This window comes from Streptomyces sp. NPDC004838 (assembly GCF_053600955.1).
In genome coordinates, this window is the sequence record NZ_JBSGAW010000015.1 from 127,693 (window position 1) to 144,582 (window position 16,890).

The 16,890-nt window shown below is 71.7% G+C and carries 14 protein-coding genes; 4 read left to right on the forward strand and 10 right to left on the reverse strand.

Going from position 1 to position 16,890, the window contains the following annotated elements:
• Positions 1 to 228: 228 nt before the first annotated feature.
• Together ACWEFL_RS18990 and ACWEFL_RS18995 are read right to left on the reverse strand one after the other, a co-directional pair.
• Positions 229 to 1,893 (reverse strand): VWA domain-containing protein, encoded by a 1,665-nt coding sequence (locus ACWEFL_RS18990; RefSeq protein ID WP_451713703.1) that lies wholly within the window; start codon positions 1,891 to 1,893, stop codon positions 229 to 231.
• A gap of 18 nt (positions 1,894 to 1,911) precedes the next feature.
• Entirely contained in the window at positions 1,912 to 3,120 is a 1,209-nt protein-coding gene (locus ACWEFL_RS18995; protein ID WP_451713706.1) for an AAA family ATPase, read from the reverse strand.
• A gap of 470 nt (positions 3,121 to 3,590) precedes the next feature.
• Between ACWEFL_RS18995 and ACWEFL_RS19000 the strand changes: the two genes are divergently transcribed.
• The gene (locus tag ACWEFL_RS19000; RefSeq protein ID WP_451713708.1) at positions 3,591 to 3,755 is read left to right on the forward strand and encodes a hypothetical protein; all 165 of its coding nucleotides are present in this window, start codon (positions 3,591 to 3,593) and stop codon (positions 3,753 to 3,755) included.
• A gap of 101 nt (positions 3,756 to 3,856) precedes the next feature.
• On the opposite strand, the gene ACWEFL_RS19005 is transcribed toward ACWEFL_RS19000, so the two are convergent.
• Together ACWEFL_RS19005 and soxR are read right to left on the reverse strand one after the other, a co-directional pair.
• Positions 3,857 to 4,522, reverse strand: coding sequence for a hypothetical protein (locus ACWEFL_RS19005; protein ID WP_451713711.1), 666 nt, complete (start codon positions 4,520 to 4,522; stop codon positions 3,857 to 3,859).
• A gap of 790 nt (positions 4,523 to 5,312) precedes the next feature.
• Complete coding sequence (gene soxR, locus ACWEFL_RS19010; protein WP_451713713.1) at positions 5,313 to 5,759, reverse strand: redox-sensitive transcriptional activator SoxR; 447 nt, start codon at positions 5,757 to 5,759, stop codon at positions 5,313 to 5,315.
• Positions 5,760 to 5,809: 50 nt separating this feature from the next.
• Between soxR and ACWEFL_RS19015 the strand changes: the two genes are divergently transcribed.
• A complete protein-coding gene (locus tag ACWEFL_RS19015; RefSeq protein ID WP_451713714.1) occupies positions 5,810 to 7,264 on the forward strand; it encodes an MFS transporter in 1,455 nt (484 codons plus the stop codon).
• Positions 7,265 to 7,367: 103 nt separating this feature from the next.
• Here the strand turns inward: ACWEFL_RS19015 and ACWEFL_RS19020 are convergent, their stop codons facing one another.
• Positions 7,368 to 8,882, reverse strand: a complete 1,515-nt coding sequence (locus ACWEFL_RS19020) for a pyridoxal phosphate-dependent aminotransferase (protein ID WP_451713716.1) — start codon at positions 8,880 to 8,882, stop codon at positions 7,368 to 7,370.
• 121 nt (positions 8,883 to 9,003) lie between these two features.
• Here ACWEFL_RS19020 and ACWEFL_RS19025 point away from each other — a divergent pair, with 121 nt between their 5' ends.
• Both ACWEFL_RS19025 and ACWEFL_RS19030 read left to right on the forward strand, forming a co-directional pair.
• Positions 9,004 to 9,762: a class I SAM-dependent methyltransferase gene (locus tag ACWEFL_RS19025; protein WP_451713718.1), complete on the forward strand. Its 759-nt coding sequence runs from the start codon at positions 9,004 to 9,006 to the stop codon at positions 9,760 to 9,762.
• A 113-nt stretch (positions 9,763 to 9,875) separates the two neighbouring features.
• On the forward strand, positions 9,876 to 10,259 hold the full coding sequence (locus ACWEFL_RS19030; protein WP_451713720.1) for a CU044_2847 family protein: 384 nt from the start codon (positions 9,876 to 9,878) through the stop codon (positions 10,257 to 10,259).
• A gap of 91 nt (positions 10,260 to 10,350) precedes the next feature.
• Here ACWEFL_RS19030 and ACWEFL_RS19035 read toward each other — a convergent pair whose 3' ends face one another.
• The 5 genes from ACWEFL_RS19035 to ACWEFL_RS19055 all read right to left on the reverse strand — a co-directional run bounded on the left by ACWEFL_RS19035 (position 10,351) and on the right by ACWEFL_RS19055 (position 16,601).
• Entirely contained in the window at positions 10,351 to 10,725 is a 375-nt protein-coding gene (locus tag ACWEFL_RS19035; RefSeq protein ID WP_451713722.1) for an RNHCP domain-containing protein, read from the reverse strand.
• Between the two features lie 243 nt (positions 10,726 to 10,968).
• Positions 10,969 to 12,582, reverse strand: a complete 1,614-nt coding sequence (locus ACWEFL_RS19040) for an XdhC family protein (protein WP_451713724.1) — start codon at positions 12,580 to 12,582, stop codon at positions 10,969 to 10,971.
• A 10-nt stretch (positions 12,583 to 12,592) separates the two neighbouring features.
• Complete coding sequence (gene pucD / locus ACWEFL_RS19045; RefSeq protein ID WP_451713727.1) at positions 12,593 to 15,001, reverse strand: xanthine dehydrogenase subunit D; 2,409 nt, start codon at positions 14,999 to 15,001, stop codon at positions 12,593 to 12,595.
• Positions 15,001 to 15,711, reverse strand: a complete 711-nt coding sequence (locus ACWEFL_RS19050; protein WP_451713729.1) for a (2Fe-2S)-binding protein — start codon at positions 15,709 to 15,711, stop codon at positions 15,001 to 15,003. The genes pucD and ACWEFL_RS19050 overlap by 1 nt, the downstream gene beginning before the upstream one ends.
• Positions 15,711 to 16,601, reverse strand: coding sequence for an FAD binding domain-containing protein (locus ACWEFL_RS19055; protein WP_451713732.1), 891 nt, complete (start codon positions 16,599 to 16,601; stop codon positions 15,711 to 15,713). Before ACWEFL_RS19055 ends, ACWEFL_RS19050 begins: the two co-directional genes overlap by 1 nt.
• Positions 16,602 to 16,890: the final 289 nt, after the last annotated feature.

Consider the following 16,890-nt stretch of genomic DNA (forward strand, 5'->3'; position numbering starts at 1 on the left):
GCCGAGCGACGGGATTCCGGCGAGGACACCGGCGACGAGGAGCGGGCGGCGGTACGCGTCCGCCTCTTCGGGAATCCGCCCCTTCGGGCATCCACCCCTTCGGGAATCCGCCTCTGCGCGAAAGGGATGGGCCCCTCTCCGGGAAGGGGACGGCCCTCCGGTGTCGGGTACGGGTTCCCACCCGGCCCCGGCCGAGGCCCCGGCGCTCCGCTCCGGGAGGAGGAAGGGTCAGATCACACGGAAAAGATCCGCGGCGGCGTGGACGTCGGTGAGGTCCTCGATGGAGCGCAGGTTGTCGCACAGGGCCTCCAGAACCGAGACCGCTCCGGCGGCCTGCGGGGCGCCGATGGCCACGCCGAAGACCCGGAAGCCCAACCGGTGCTTGGCCTCCTTCCAGCCGCGCATCCACTCCTCGGTGACGCCGCATTCGTCGTCGGTGATCATCACGATGTCACCGCGTGCGCGGGCGGCGTCGTCGAACTCCTCCTCCAGCAGTTCACGGGCGGCTGTCAGCGGCGCCTGATAGCTGGTGCCGCCGCCGAGGAAGGTCTCCGCGAAGTCGAGGGTCGCGGCGATGTCGGCGGGCCGGTCGGCCGGGAAGCGGAAGACCTGGAGCCGGTCGGCGGAGGAGAACAGGATGCCGACGAAGTCGCGCTTGGCGCGGCGGGCCTGATCCAGCAGCGCCAAGGCGCACGCCTTGGCCCACGCCTCGCGGGTGACTCCGCCGGGCCCTTCCACGTACATGGAGTGCGAGGTGTCCACGCACGCGATGACGGCGCCCTGGCCGGTGGTCTGCTCTCCCTGGCTGTCGTAGAGCATCAGCTCCCCGGCGGCGTAGCGCGCGGCGAACACCGCACGCAGCTCGGGCAGGCCGAGGTTGGCCAGCTCGGAGGGGATGACGCGGGAGAGGTCATCGCCGAGCGTGACGCCGACCAGTTCCCCGGCGGTGTTCTCCACCTTGCGGGCGCGCTCGCCGCCGGCCATCTGCCGGAAGCGACCGATCAGCTCGGTCCACTGGGCGAGACGGCCGCCGCGCAGCCGCTCCGCGAGACGGGCGCGCCGGTCGAACGGCATCCGCTCCAGCTCGCCGGGGCCGACGCCCCATGCCCGCATCATCGCCGCCTCCTCCCGTACGGCCTCGGCTGCCTTCGCCGCCGCGTTCCGTGCGGCGGCACGGATACCGGGGGCCGCCGCAGCGAGGGCCTGTGAAGCGTCCTCGGCGGCCCGCCGCGCGGCGGACTCGGCGGACTCGGCGGCCTGTCGTGCGGCGTCGGCGGCCGGGTCCGCTGCGGTGCCGTCCTCGCCGCCCGCGTCATCCTCACCGTCCTCACCGCCCTCACCGCCCTCACCGCCCTCGCCGCCCTCATCGGCGGCCCGCTGGAGCGCCTCGCCCGCGGCGGCGGCCGCGCCTTCGGCGTCCTGCCGGGCCTTCTTCGCCTCCTCGGCCCGTTCCCGGGCGTCCCTGGAGCGCTCCAGGATCCGGCGCAGCGCGGCGGCCTGGGCGAGTACGGCCATGGCGGCGGCGTAGGGGTCGCCGGCCGTCTCCCTGTGCAGTCCGGCGAACTCCGGTGACTCGACCAGTGAGCTGATGACCTGGTGGTTGACCAGCCGGGTGGGGTCCATCTCCTCGCGCTCGCGCACCCGCGGGCGGACCTTGTAGGCGGCCAGGAACGCGTCGGTCAGCAGGTCGGTGGCATAGGCGTGGCGCTCGTTCAGTTCCTCCGCCAGCTCGCGCAGTCCGGCCGACTGTTCGTAGGTGTCGCGCCAGGTGATCCGGTCGAACCGGTCCGCGACCACGGCCGCTTTGTGCCGCTCGGGAGCGGCGGCGGACGGGTCCGGCCGCTTCCCGGACCGGCTCGACGGCTCGTCGGGCTCGCTCGGTGTCCTGCCCATGGTCCTGTCCCTCCGGGGTCAGAGCTGGGCCTGCATCATGCTCGCGTCCACGCCGAGGGCCTCGGTGAGTACGCGGGCGCGGACCGCGCGCTGGCGGCCGGTGATCCGGTCGATGGCGGCGGTGGAGCGGCCCGCGCTCGCCGCCTCCTCGCGCAGCTTCTCCAGCCGCTTCCCCGCCATGGCGAGCTTGTTGTGGGCCTTCTTGATGACCCAGTCGCTCAGCGCCTCGCGGGACTGCCCGGCCATGGCGTCCAGCTGGGCCTCCAGCTCCTCGATGGCGTCGGCCAGGTCGAGCGCCTCCTTGGCGTCGGGGTTGACCAGTTGCAGCACCTCGCGCTCGACGGCCGGGCGTTCGGCGGGGGAATCCCAGAGCACATGAGTCAGCACGGACAGGTCGGTCTCGGCGACCGCCGGGCGGCCGTCGAGGTACGCGGACGCCTGGAGCAGGCCCACCGCCTGCCGCCAGCGGCGGTCGGAGGCGATGAGTTCCCTGCGTCGCAGGGCGGCCCTCAGCGTGCACACCGCGTCCACGATCGCGTCGGGGACGTCCACGGCCGGGACGGCTTCGGTCACGGCGCGCTGCAGCGCGGCCAGCTCAACGGTGGTCCGTGCCGGTGCCGCCGGGCGGCTGACGGCGGAGCGTACCAGCGCGGCGAAGTTCGAGGGGTCGGCCAGGTATCCGACCTCGATCCGTACCAGCAGCCGGTCGTAGATCGCGGCCGAATCCTCGCCGCCGGGCAGTTCGTTGCTCGCCGTGATGGCCCCGATCAGGGGGCAGTGGATCGGCTGGCCGCCGCTCTCCGGGTGGTAGATCCGCTCGTTGAGGTAGCCCAGCGTCTCGTTCAGCGCGGCCGTGGAGCACTTGAAGATCTCGTCGATGAACGCGATGTGCGCGGTCGTGGCGCGGCCGTCGTAGACCTGGCGGTACTCACCACGGGCCAGCGCGGCGACGTCGATGGGACCGAACATCCTCGTCGGCGCGGTGAACTTCGACAGGAGGATCTCCCAGTAGGCCGCCCCCTCGATCCTGCCCGTGAGCTCCCGCGCCATCTCGGACTTCGCGGTTCCGGGCGGGCCGAGCACCAACGAGTGCTGCCCGGCCAGCAGCGTCACCACCAGCGTCCGCACCACGTCGGCACGCTCGTAGAAACGGTCCGACAGCTCGTCGCCGATCGCCCGCAGCCTCTTGGCCGTGTCCTGCGCGTCCTGTGCGTCCCGTACGTCCACGTTCGAATCCCTCCCTACGACGCCCGGCCGACCGACGAGACGGCCCTTCCCTCCGGCGCCATGACTTTCCCGTCTCCTTGGATCCCGCCTTCACCTGGCCTTCCGACCGGCGAGGACGTGCTGAGACATGAGAGGGAACGTGCCCGTGTCCCCTCTCATCGCGCCTCATCGCGCCCGCGCGGATCGGCTGCCGACGAATGTCTCACCTCGTCGTGTCCGCCTGCTCCGGAGACAGGGAGACCGTGGCGGGACGGCGGCACTGCGAGGCTGATGGGTGATCTCCCTGGCCGTTGGCCAACCGATGGGTTCGCCCTATGAGATCACAACAGGCGGACATGCGTCTTTCGGCTCCGTCCCGGCGGTGGCCGTACTCTCCGGCGGGGCATGACGCCGGGCGGTGGTCGACCGACGAAAGTCAGGCGTCGCGCCGGCCGCCCCACGGCCGTCGGTGCGCCGAGGCGAAACGTGCGATGTCCGATTGGACACCCCCGGTACCCGATTCGGTCCGGTCCGGTCCGCCTGGCCCCGGCCCCGGCGTGCCGCCGCCCGGCCGGGACACCGCAGAGGTGCTCGCCGCGTGGGGAGTGGAGGACGCCGAGGCGCTGCTCTCCTCGGGGGCCGCCGTCCAGTCCTGACCCGTACGCCGAAGGCGGCCGCCCCCTATGGAACGGGGGCGGCCGACCGGCGCGCGGGGTGACCGAGGGACCGTCGGCGCGGGGTGACCGAGGGAGCAGCCTCAGCGGGAACTATCGGCGGGCGGGCGCTCCGCGACTCCCAGACGCGCCGCCCATTCCAGGGCGTTGGGCACCCGTGACTCCCTCGGGAGGGGGCTCGGCTCGGAGGCGGAGTCCATCAACTCCTTCAGCACGGACGCGTTCACCGTGCCCTCGGCGACCCGTTCGACGAAACGGCCGGCGGCCTCCGGGTCCCGGTAACCGGCGTCGGCGAAGCTGTCGGCGAGGGACTGGTCGTCGAAGATGCCCGCGTATCCGTCGCAGGAGGCGGCGAGACCGTCGTCCGCGACGAATCCGGGATAAGGCGCGCGGCCCCACTGGCCCCGCTCCCACCAGTACAGATAACCCAGCTCATAGCTTTCGTTGAGTTCCCTGAGCTGTTCCAGGGGCAGCCAGTCGGGCGCGTTCACCAACAGATCGACGGGCTTGTCGCCCCGGTAGGTGGTGTCGCTGCAGTCGACGTCCTGACCGTAGAAGATCGCCTTTCCGTCGGGCCGTAGAGCGAGGGTCCAGCCGCCGTTGGAATGGGAACAGGACAGTTCACAGTCACCCAACCGGAATACGGGCCTCGCGGTTCTGGTGACAGCGATCAGTACGAGTACGACGGCGCGTTGCCACATGCGCTCGGGCCTGCCCAGCTGCGCTGGAATTTCCGGCTCATTGGTCATCTCTGTCCCTGGTGTCAACGCTGTGTGATGCCAACCGAACATTCAGTGCTACCGAACCATACGACCGGACAGAGCGGTCGCGCCAATGGTTCGCGGGGCGCTTCCTTCAGCGGTGGCGGTGGCGTGAGCGCTTCCGCCGACGAGCGGTCGAATGGTGTATTCACCGGGATATGCGCGGCCTGTGGATCGATCGTCGGATTGAGTACCGAGGGTTCCGGAACCGAGCCGGACTTCTCTTCCGAATGCTTCTCCATTGGTCCGGAATCGAGTTGTGTCACTGATGGGAAAGAGCATGCGCAGCACCATGGGGGGATTGTCCGTCGTGGAGAATGACGTGAAAGATCGCGTGATCGCGAGGTGGTCACCGAGTCTGTCGCGGCCTCAGCGGGCCGTGTGTGCCACCGGGGCCGGGCGGCCGGACGTGACCGGGGCGGTGGCGCGGGGCGACCGCGTGAGGGGTGCCTCGCGGCGGCTCGCGGGGCGCGCCGCCGGGCGGCGTGAGGGGGTAGGAGTGACGTCAGTCGGACTCATGGGGTGCAAGGTATCCCCAGGCATCGAGTCCGTGTTCGCATTTGCTCATCGTTTACCCATCCGCCATCTCCCGTCCGGCCTGAATTCATGTACGGGCAAACGTGGTTGACGGATCGTCGGATACGCGAGCGAGGCGGAGCCTACCGGCCCGCCAGGAACAAGGGAATCCGGTTCCGGATTCCGGCAAGGGCAACGGAACGTTCACCGACGTTCTCAGGCGTTCTCGGGCGTCGACAGAGACCTTCACGGCGGCCGTGGGTCAGTCCGGGGGCAGGCGGCGCGGGCCCGAGCCCTCCGCGCTCAGTTCGTCCTCCGGGTTCAGCACCCGGCACCGCTGGAGGGAGAGACAGCCACAGCCGATGCAGCCGTTGATCTCGCGCTGGAGTTCCTCGATCGCCCGCTTCCGCGCCTCCAGCAGACCGGCCCAGCGACGGGAGATACGGTCCCAGTCCCGTTTGGCAGGCATACGGCCGTCCGGCAGCGACGCGAACACCTCTCCCACCTCGGAGAGGGGGATGCCCATCCGCTTGGCCACCATGATCAGCGAGATGCGCCTCAGCACATGCCGCCGGTAGCGCCGCTGATTGCCCTCCGTCCGCTCGGAGGCGATCAGCCCCCGGTCCTCGTAGAAGCGCACCGCGGAGGTGGCGATCCCCGCCCGGCGGGCCACGTCCCCGACGGTCAGCAGGTCTGTCGGAGCCTTCACCGTCATCCGCCTTGACTTCAAGTTCGCTTGAACTCATAGCGTAGGTCGCCATGACCGACTCACCGAATCCCGAGGCGACGGCACGGCCGTCAGAGCCCCCGGAAACCAGCTCCGAGCAGCAGGAACGCACGGAAGGCGGCTGGGGCGCCCTCTTCAAGCCTCCGCATCTGGCCGCCGTTCTCATCCTGGCCGGCGGTGTCGCGCTCTACGCGATGAACCTCTACTTCACGGCCGCGCTCATGCCGTCCATCGTGGACGACATCCAGGGCGCCGACTACTACGCGTGGGTCGCCACCGGATTCCTCATGGCCGCCGTCATCGCCTCGATGCTGGTCAGCCGATTCCTGGGATCGATGGGGGCCGCCCGCGCCTATGTGACCGGTTTCGTCGTCTTCGCCCTCGGAGCGGCCCTGAACGCGGTCAGCCCGTCGATGGAGACGCTGATCCTCGGCCGGGTGGTGCAGGGCTTCGGCGGCGGTCTGCTCGCGGGGCTCGGCTACGCCGTGATCCGCGGCGCGCTGCCCGAGCGGCTGTGGACGCTCGCGGCGGGGCTGATCTCGGCGATGTGGGGCATCGGAACCCTGGTGGGGCCGGCGCTCGGCGGGGTCTTCGCCGAACTCGGCGCCTGGCGATGGGCCTACGGGCTCCTGCTCGTCGCCGCGCTCGCCCTCGCCGCGCTCGCACCCAAAGCGTTGCCCCGGGAGAAGCCGGCCGCCGGGAAGCCCGCGCCGGTCCCCTGGTCCTCGCTGGCGCTCCTCACCCTCGCGGCCGCCTCCTTCAGCCTCAGCTCGACGCTGCCCCGGGGCTTCGCGACCGTCGCCTCCATCCTGGTCGGCGCGGCGCTGATCGCGCTGTTCGTCGTGCGGGAGAGGCGCGGGACGGCGACCGTGCTCCCCCGGCTCACCTACCGTGCGGGGAACAACCTCAAGTGGGTCTATCTGACGGTCGCCGTCGTCTGCGCGGGCGTGATGACGGAGACCTTCATCCCGCTGTTCGGACAGGAACTCGGCGGCCTCGGCCCGCTGACCGCCGGGCTCCTCGGCGCCGCGCTCTCGATCGGCTGGGTCGTCGCCCAGTTGTTCAGCGTCAACCTGGTCACGGAGAGGGCCCGGAGCCTGGCCATCCGGCTCGGCCCCGTCGTCCTCACCGCGGGCCTGATGGCGTACGGCGCGCTCCAGGCCGACGACGCGTCCACCGCGCTCCTCGTCGCCCACGCGGTGCTCCTCTTCATCGCGGGAACGGGCATCGGCGTGGCGTTCCCTCATCTGAGCGTGGCGGCGCTGCGCAGCACCCGGGACGAGCGGGAGGGCGGCAAAGCGGCGGCCGCCCTGAACACCACCCAGCTCATCGCCTACTCCGTCACCTCCGCGATCGCGGGCACGCTGGTCAGTCTGGGCGGCTCGGCACTGCTCGACTCGGCCCGGTACATGATCTTCGGCGTGGCGGTCATCACGGCGGTCGGCGCGTTCACGGGAGCCCGCGCGACGGCCGGATCCCGCGTCTGAGGACGGATCGGTCACGGCCCCTCGGTCCTCGCCTCCAGGGGTGGTACGGGCACTGCGTGAACCGGCCCGGCCCGGCGCGTCGGCGGCTGCGCGGGCCGTCGCCTCACGCCCCGGCGACGAGGCGGTCGACCGCCGCCGTCCCCGAGGTGTAGCCGGGGACCATGGCGACAGCCCGCGCGGCCCCCGGCGGAAAGTGCCCTGCCCCCGCGGACGGCCCGTTCTCCGCGGCCTGCGCCACCTGCACGGAATGCACGAATTGCGCGGCATGGGTCCCCACGGAGGCCGGCCCCTGCGTCTGGGCAGGCCCCTGCGTCTGGGCGGGCTCCTGCGCCAGCGCCAGCATCGGCACCGCCTGCGGACGGTTTCCCGGATGGTGCTGCTGCTGCACGCTCCGCGCCGAAGGCGAGAACGGAGGCTGGACCGACGGCGCGGAGTCCACGGACGCCTCCGAGAGCATCGGCGCCATCGGCTGGGGAGGCGGCTCGGGCATCTGGACACTCCGCCCGTACAGCACCTGCTCCATCGCCGAGATCAGCCGCACCACATCCTCCTGCGGCCTGACCACCAGCCGCAGGAACCGGCTCGAACTGCCCACCTTGTCACCGCACTCCCGCACCAGCACCCCGTGCTCGGCGAGCAGTCTGTCGCGCAGGACGATCCCGTCGACGCCCTCCGGCAGGCGTACGTACAGAAAGTTCCCCTGCGAGGGGTAGACGGTCAGCCCCGGCAGCTGGGAGAGCCGCCACATCATCTCCTGCCGGTCCCGGCGCGCCTGCCGGAGGCTCCGCGCGTACTCCCGGCGGTGCTCGCGCAGCATGAACACCACGGTCTCGGCGAAGGAGTTGATATTCCACTTGGGCAGCGCGGCCCGCACCTTCGCGGCGAGCGCCGGGTTCGACACGAGGTAGCCGAAGCGGACTCCGTGCAGTCCGAAGTTCTCGCCCAGACTGCGCAGCACGATCACATTCGTCCGCAGCACGGCCTCGGCCGCGACGCTCGGCTCGGGCTCCGCGTCCGCGAACTCCAGGAACGACTCGTCCACGACGACGAGATCCAGATCCCGTAGCTCGTCGAGGAGGGCGATGACCTTCTGCTGGGGCAGAAAGCCGCCGTCGGGGTTGTTCGGGTTGCAGATCACGGCCACCCGCGAGCCCCGGCTCCTGACGAACCGTACGAACGACGCCGGGTCGAGCGCGAATCCGTGCGCCTCCGGCAGCAGCAGCATGTCGACCCGCTTGCCGGTCTCCATCGGCTGCTCCGTCCACCGCCCGAACGTCGGCACCGGGACTGCCAGCGATTCACGTACCAGCAGATGATCGATCCAGGTGATCAGCTCGGTGGAGCCGTTGCCCATGGCGACGGTCTGTGGATTGAGCCCGAGCACCTGGCACAGCTCGGCCGTGACGGCGTCCGCGCCGCTCGGGTAGGAGGTGAGGATCTCCCGCAGCCGCCCGCTCAGCTCGTCGAACATCGCCGGGGTCGGGAAGTACGGATTGCGCGGGACGCAGAAGTCGGTGATCTCCCCGGCCTGCCCGCCGCCCGCCTGGTTGAGCATCGCGTACGAGGGGCTGTGCGCCGTGGACGCGCGGAAAAGAGCGGTGACATTGCCGCCGGCCATGAAATCTGCCTCCCTGCCTGCCTGTCGTGGCCCTCACGGTGCGCAGGGACCCTCACCGAGTACGGATTCTGGTGAGGTGATGTTCAACCCCCGGGGCGGGTGTGCCGGTACTGTGAAGGTGATGTTCACCTCAACCGGCCCCACTTTCCGAGAGCTGTCCGAGCAGGCGCTCTCCTCCGTCGAGCACGGCTACGACCTGCTGGCGCCCAAGTTCGACCAGACCCCGTTCCGCACCCCGGACCGGCTCCTCGACCCGTTCGTCCGGGCCGTCCGGCCGCTCGGACCGTTCCGGTCCGGGCTGGACGTCTGCTGCGGCACCGGGGCGGGCGTCGGAGTGCTGCGGCAGCTGTGCGACGAGCGGGTCACGGGCGTCGACTTCAGCGCGGGCATGCTCGCCGAGGCGAGAGCGACGGCCGAGTCCCTGCCCGGCGGCCCGATGTCGCCTGGCGTCCCGATGTCGCCCGCCGTCACCTGGGTACGGGCCGACGCCCGCGCCCTGCCGTTCGCCCCGGCCTTCGATCTGGCCGTGAGCTTCGGCGCGTTCGGCCACTTCCTGCCCCACGAGCGCCCGGCCCTGTTCGCCCAGATCCACCGTTCCCTGCGCCCCGGCGGGGTCTTCGCCTTCCCGCTGCCCGCTCCCCCTCGGGTCGGCTCGCGCGACTACTGGACGCTGTGGGGATTCGACGCGGTCATGCGCGTACGGAATCTGCTGTGGCGGCCCGCGTTCGTCATGTACTACCGCACCTTCCCCCTCTCCGAGGTTCGCGAGGAGCTCACGCGGACCGGGTTCACGGTGGAGCTTCGGCCGATGGAGGAGCTGGGTCGGCTCGCGGACGGGAGCCCGCGCTGCCGGCTGGTGGTGGCGAGGCGGCGCGACTGACCTCGGCCGCGACGCTCCCGACGCCCCCGACGCCCCCGGCTGCCCGGTGCGTACAGCGGGTGCGACGACCCGCTACCCTGCCGCACATTCACGGACACACTAGGGGGGATCCGATGGCCGGTGACGATGTTCTCACGGCGATTCAACTGCCGGACGGCACACGGTTGATGGTGCAGGCGGTCGGTGTGGGACCGCGGACGGCGCGGCCCGGTGGGGCGGACTGGCACAGCGAGCAGAGCGAGGAGGAGGCCGGCCTCCTCGACTTCGACCTCGAACAGGTCACGGGCGCGCTGGGCGCCTTCGCCGAAGGGGTGACCTCGGCACTCCGCAGAGCACAGCCGCACCGGCTCACGGTGGAGTTCGGCTGCCAGGTGGGGGTGGAGACGGGCGGTCTCATCGCCCTCATCACCAAGGGCTCCGTCGACGCCAATCTGACCGTCACGATGGAGTGGGAGCGAGCCGCGGAACAGCGGCCGGACGAGACCGTCGGCGGCTGAACCGCCGCCCGGTCGCCGTCGCCCGTGCCAAAGATCCCGCGACCGCCGTCCGGGGCGGCGGTCGCGGTATCCGGGGTCTGCCGTCACGGGCTCAGAGCGCGGCGAGGCGCTCCAGCGGGAACGGCGGCTGTGCCAGCGGGCGTACCGCGAGCCTGGTCAGCGGAAGGGCGTTGTCGTCGCCCGCCGTGCGGTTGGCGTGGAGCACGCCGCAGCCGGTGCAGCGGTGGACGATCACCCATTCGCCGTCCCCGCGTACGGAGATGGCGAGAGGTTCCATCCGGGCTCCGCAGTCGGCCGCCCGGTCGCCGGGGGTGTCGTCGAGGTGACGGCTCCACAGACAGGTCGGACAGTGGTTGCGGTGTCCGGTGCCGGCGGCGGTCATCGAGACGTCGAGACCGCAGTTGAGGCAGCGGAAGGACTCGGCGCGTGCCTCGGTGCGGGCGCGCCGGGATCTGTTGCGTGACATGGTGGACACGACTCCTGAGTGATGCGCGGGTACGGGGTCAGCTCTCGACGCCGTCTCGCATCAGGGGAGTTCATACCGCTGGCGCGGAGTTCGCTCCTCTGTCGCGAGAACGGTTCCGCGCGGACCGGTCCATACAAGCACCACTCTCCAACACCTACAGGGCGTGCGTCATTCACACGTGTGTCTGGTCGACCCGGCCATGAGACAACGTCCGAGCCGGGTCCGGCAACCGGTTTTCCCGTGTCAGACACCGGACCCGATCCGGCCCGTGGGGCGTCCCCCGCCGTCGTGCCCGGCCGGGGTGTCGTGCTGGATCGCAGTGTCGTGCCCGACTGGGGTGTGGTGGTGGTCCGGAGTGTCGTGCCCGGCCGGGGTGTGGTGGTGGTCCGGAGTGTCGTGCCCGGCCGGGGTGTGGTGGTGGTCCGGAGTGTCGTGCCCGGCCGGGACGTCGTGGTGGATCGGGATCCGCGCGCCCGACAGGGGGACCCCGCTGCCGCCGCGCCGGTCGGCGACGATCTCCGCGGCGATCGAGAGGGCCGTCTCCTCGGGCGTACGGGCTCCGAGGTCGAGGCCGATGGGACTGTGCAGCCTGGCCAGTTCTCGCTCGCCGACCCCGGCCTCGCGCAGCCGCCGCTCGCGGTCCTCGTGCGTACGGCGGGATCCCATCGCGCCGACATAGGCGACGGGCAGCCGCAGGGCCAGTTCGAGGAGGGGTACATCGAACTTGGGGTCGTGGGTGAGCACGCACAAGGCCGTACGGGAGTCGACCCGTGTGCCCTGGAGATAGCGGTGCGGCCAGTCCACGACGATCTCGTCGGCCTCGGGGAAGCGGGCCCTGGTGGCGAAGACGGGACGGGCGTCGCACACGGTGACATGGTGCCCGAGGAATCTGCCCGCCTTCACCAGGGCCGACGCGAAGTCGACCGCGCCGAAGACGATCATGCGCGGCGGCGGAACGCTGGACTCCACCAGCAGCGTCAGCGGACTGCCGCAGCGGCCGCCGTCCTCGCCGAGGACGACCGTGCCGGTACGGCCCGTGTGGAGCAGCGCCCCGGCCTCGGCCGCGGCCGTCCGGTCCAGTGCCGGACGTCCGCCGAGGGTGCCGTCGTACGAGCCGTCCGGGCGTACGAGAAGGGCGCGGCCCAGCAGCCTGTCCGGCCCCGCGACGATCCTGGCCAGGGCGGCCGCCTCGCCCCGCGCGGCGGCGGCGAGGGCGGCGGCGAGCACTTCGCGGTGTCCGGCCGGGGCGGCGACCGGCGGCGACTCGGCGGCCGTACGCGGCACGGTGGCTGCCGGCGCGGGGCCGGGTGCACGGTCCGGCACAGCGCCGGGGCCACGGCCGAGCGCCTCGACGCCTCCGGTCGGCGCGGGCGGATCCGGCGCACCGGCACCGGGCACGCCTTCGTCAGGCACGCCGACGCCGGGCACATCCACACCCGGCATGCCGACGCCGGGCACATCCACACCCGGCATGCCGACATCGGGCACATCCGCACCCGGCACGACAGGATCCGGCGTATCCACGCCCGGCGCGGCGGCTGCCCGCGCGGGCAGCGGAGTCACGAGGACATCGATCACGCCTCCGCACGTCAGGCCCACGGCGAACGCGTCCTCGTCGCTGTAGCCGAAGCTCTCCAGCACGGTCCGGCCGTCTTCGAGCGCCTGGCGGCACAGCTCGTACACCGCGCCCTCCACGCACCCCCCTGAGACCGATCCGATCGCCGTGCCGTCGCCGTCCACGGCCAGGGCCGCGCCCGCCTGCCGGGGCGCGCTGCCGCCGACGGCCACCACGGTCGCGACGGCGAACCGGCGGCCCTGTCCGACCCACCGGTTCAGCTCCTCGGCGATGTCCAGCATGCCGGTCTCCTCACCATGTGCCGGTCAGGTGCTCGGGGCGGACCGGGGTCCGGTTCAGCTCGAGGCCCGTGGCGTTCCGGATCGCCGCGAGGACCGCCGGGGTCGACGACAGGGTGGGGGCTTCGCCGACGCCTCGGAGCCCGTACGGCGCGTGGTCGTCGGCGAGTTCGAGCACGTCGACGGGGATCGCCGGGGTGTCGAGGATCGTGGGGATCAGATAGTCGGTGAAGGACGGATTGCGCACCTTGGCGGTCTCCGGGTCGACGATGATCTCCTCCATGACGGCGACGCCCAGCCCCTGTGTGGTGCCGCCCTGGATCTGGCCGACGACGGACTGCGGATTGAGCGCCTTGCCGACATCCTGTGCACAGGCCAGTTCGACCACCTTCACCAGGCCCAGTTCGATGTCCACCTCGACGACCGCCCGGTGGGCGGCGAAGGAGTACTGGACATGGCCGTCGCCCTGTCCGGTGACCCGGTCCAGCGCCTGCGTCGGCCGGTGCCGCCACTCCACTTCGGCCTCGACCGCCTCGTCCTCCAGCACATCGGCGAGATCGGCGAGCGCCTCCCCGCCGTCGGTGACGACCTTGCCGTCTTCGAGTAGCAGTTCGGCGGTGGCCCACGCGGGGTGGTAGGTGCCGAACTTGCGGCGGCCCATCTCCAGGACCTTCGCGCGGACGGCCTCGCAGGCGCTCTTGACCGCGCCTCCGGTGACGTACGTCTGCCGGGACGCGGAGGTGGAGCCCGCCGAGCCGATCGTGGTGTCCGCGGGCTGGATGGTGACCTGGGTGACGCCCAGTTCGGTACGGGCGATCTGGGCGTGGACGGTGACGCCGCCCTGTCCGACCTCGGCCATCGCTGTGTGCACGGTCGCCACCGGGATCCCGCCGACGGCCTCCACGCGCACCCGGGCGGTGGAGTAGTCGTCAAATCCCTCGGAGAAGCCGACGTTCTTGATGCCGACGGCGTAGCCGACGCCCCGGACGACGCCTTCGCCGTGTGTGGTGTTCGAGAGCCCGCCCGGCAGGGCGCGCACATCGGCCGGGCGGCCCGCCGCCTCCCACTGGCGCTCGGGCGGCAGCGGGCGTGCCTTGACGCGGCGCAGCAGTTCGGCGACGGGGGCCGGGGAGTCGACGCGCTGGCCCGTGGGCATGATCGTGCCCTCTTCCATGGCGTTCAGCCGCCGGAACTCGACCGGATCCATGCCGAGTGCCGCGGCGACCTTGTCCATCTGGGCCTCGTACGCGAAGCACGCCTGGACCGCGCCGAAGCCGCGCATCGCGCCGCAGGGCGGATTGTTGGTGTAGAGCGCGAGGGCCTCGATGTCGACGTCGTCGACGGCGTACGGGCCGACGCTCAGCGAGGACGCGTTGCCGACGACGGCCGGGGAGGAGGAGGCGTACGCGCCGCCGTCCAGGACGATGCGGCACCTGATGTGGGTCAGCTTGCCGTCGCGGGTCGCGCCGTGCTCGTAGAAGAGCTTCGCGGGGTGGCGGTGGACATGGCCGAAGAAGGACTCGAACCGGTTGTAGACCATCTTGACGGGTCTGCCGGTGCGCAGGGCGAGGAGGCAGGCGTGGATCTGCATCGACAGGTCCTCGCGTCCGCCGAACGCGCCGCCGACGCCGGAGAGCGTCATGCGCACCTTGTCCTCGGGCAGGCCGAGCACGGGCGCGATCTGGCGGAGGTCGGAGTGCAGCCACTGGGTGGCCACGTACAGCTCCACTCCGCCGTCGTCGGCGGGGACGGCGAGCCCGGACTCGGGGCCGAGGAACGCCTGGTCCTGCATGCCGAAGACGTACTCACCCCTGACGATCACATCGGCGCGCCGGGCGGCCCGTGCGGCGTCGCCGCGCACGATGGGCTGGCGGTGCACGATGTTGGGGTGCGGCACATGGCCGCTGTGGTGGTCGGAACGGTTCTCGTGGACGAGGACCGCGCCGGGCGCGGTGGCGGACGCCTCGTCGGTGATCAGCGGCAGTTCGGCGTAGTCGACGCGGATCCTCGCCGCCGCGCGGCGTGCGGTCTCCGGGTGGTCGGCGGCGACGACGGCGACGGGTTCGCCGTGGTGGCGGACCTTGCCGTGGGCGAGCGCGGGAGTGTCCCGTATCTCCAGTCCGTAGTACGTCACGGGCGCGGGAAGGTCGTCATGGGTCAGCACCGCGTGGACGCCGGGGGTCGCGAGGGCTTCGGAGACGTCGATGGACCGGATCTCGGCATGGGCGACGGTGGAGCGGAGCGTATGGCCCCAGAGCATGTCCTCGTGCCACATGTCGGAGGAGTACGCGAACTCTCCGGTGACCTTGAGGATTCCGTCGGGGCGGAGCGTGGACTCGCCGATGCCGCCTCTGGTGCCGGAGCCCTGGGTGATGCCTGTGGGGGTGCCGGCCGGGGAGCCCGCGGCGCCTGTGGGGGCCATCAGCCGGCTCCTTCCTGGCGTGCGGCCGCGAGGCGGACCGCGTCGAGGATCTTCTCGTAGCCGGTGCAGCGGCAGAGGTTGCCGGAGAGCGCCTCGCGGATGTCGGCGTCGGAGGGGCCGGTCTCGCGCTCCAGCAGTTCGTCCGCGGCGACGAGCAGGCCGGGGGTGCAGAAGCCGCACTGGACGGCTCCGGCGTCGATGAACGCCCGCTGGATCGGGGAGAGCGTGACGCCGTCCCCGGTGGGCGTGCCGCCCCTGGTGGTCGCGCCGGTTTCGGTGGGCGCACCGGTTCCGGTGGCCGCGGAAGCCGCCGTACCCGGAGTCGGCACCGGACCCGGATCCGTGCCCGTGTCGGCGGTGGCGCCGAGGGCGGCATCGGCGTCGGTGGCGGCGGCGCTCGACCGCCGGGCGTCCGGGAACGGGGTCCCGCGGGCCCCGGCGGAGCGGCCCGCGGCGCGCCGCCGGGCATGGTCGGCGAGGCCCTCGACCGTCATGACCTCGCGCCCCTCGGCCTGGCCCGCGGCGACAAGGCAGGCGCAGACCGGGACACCGTCGAGTCGGACGGTGCAGGAGCCGCACTCGCCCTGCTCGCACGCGTTCTTGGACCCCGGCAGGCCCAGGCGTTCCCGCAGCACATGGAGAAGGCTCTCGCCCTCCCACACGTCGTCGGCCTCCCGCAGGCGGCCGTTGACCGTGAAGGTGACACGCATCAGAGGGCTCCCCCGGTCGTGCGGACTTCGCCGCGGTAGGACTCCCAGGTCCACGCCAGCGTGCGGCGGGCCATGACGCCGACCGCGTGGCGGCGGTAGCCCGCCGTGCCCCGGACGTCGTCGATCGGACGGCAGCCGGCGGCGGCGAGCCGCGCGAACTGCCCGGCGATGGACGGCGTGATGGCCTTCCCGCTCTCCCAGTACCCGTCCTCGTCGAGCGCCGCGTTCAGGAATTCCTCGGCGGCCTTCGCCCGTACGGGTGTGGGCGCGGCGGAGCCGATGCCGGTCCGTACCGTGCGGGTCCTCGGGTGCAGCGCCAGTCCGAAGGCGCAGACCGCGATCACCATGGCGTTGCGGGTGCCCACTTTGGAGTACTGCTGCGGCCCGTCGGCCTTGTCGATGTGCACGGCCCGGATCAGCTCGTCGGGCGCCAGCGCGTTCCGTTTGACCCCGGTGTAGAAGGCGTCGATGGGGATGCGGCGGCTGCCGCGCACCGAGGCGACCTCGACCTCGGCGCCCGCGGCGAGCAGCGCGGGGTGGGCGTCGCCGGCCGGGGACGCGGTGCCGAGGTTGCCGCCCACGCCGCCGCGGTTGCGGATCTGCGGGGAGGCGACGGTGTGCGAGGCGAGGGCCAGTCCGGGCAGCTCGGCCCGGAGGTTCTCCATGATCGCCGTGTAGGGGACGGAGGCCCCCAGCCGGACGGTCTTCTCGCCGGTCTCCCATTCGCTCAGCTCGCCGATGCGGTTCAGGTCCATGAGGTACTCGGGCCGCCGGTGGTCGAAGTTGATCTCGACCATCACATCGGTGCCGCCCGCGATGGGCACGGCGGCGGGGTGCTCGGCCTTGGCGGCGAGCGCCTCGTCCCAGTCGGCGGGGCGAAGGAACTCCATGGGCGGCTCTCTCTCCTCGCTGCGTCTCCGGCCGGGTTCCCGGCCGGCGCGACTCCGTCGGTCCCGTCGGACCGTTCCCGCGCACGGAATGCCGTCCGCGCCGGTTCACGCACCTGTTCCTGTCCAGTTCACGCCATGCCGGTCAAGTACACCTGGTGTGCTCCGGCCGGTGCAGCCACCGAAACCATGAAGGAGTTGGCTGGTCTCCTCCCCCGTCTTGTAGATTCAGACGAAATGCCGAAATGCGGAGACCGGTGACTCCACTGTTCTCCCATGGAAACCGTGGCCA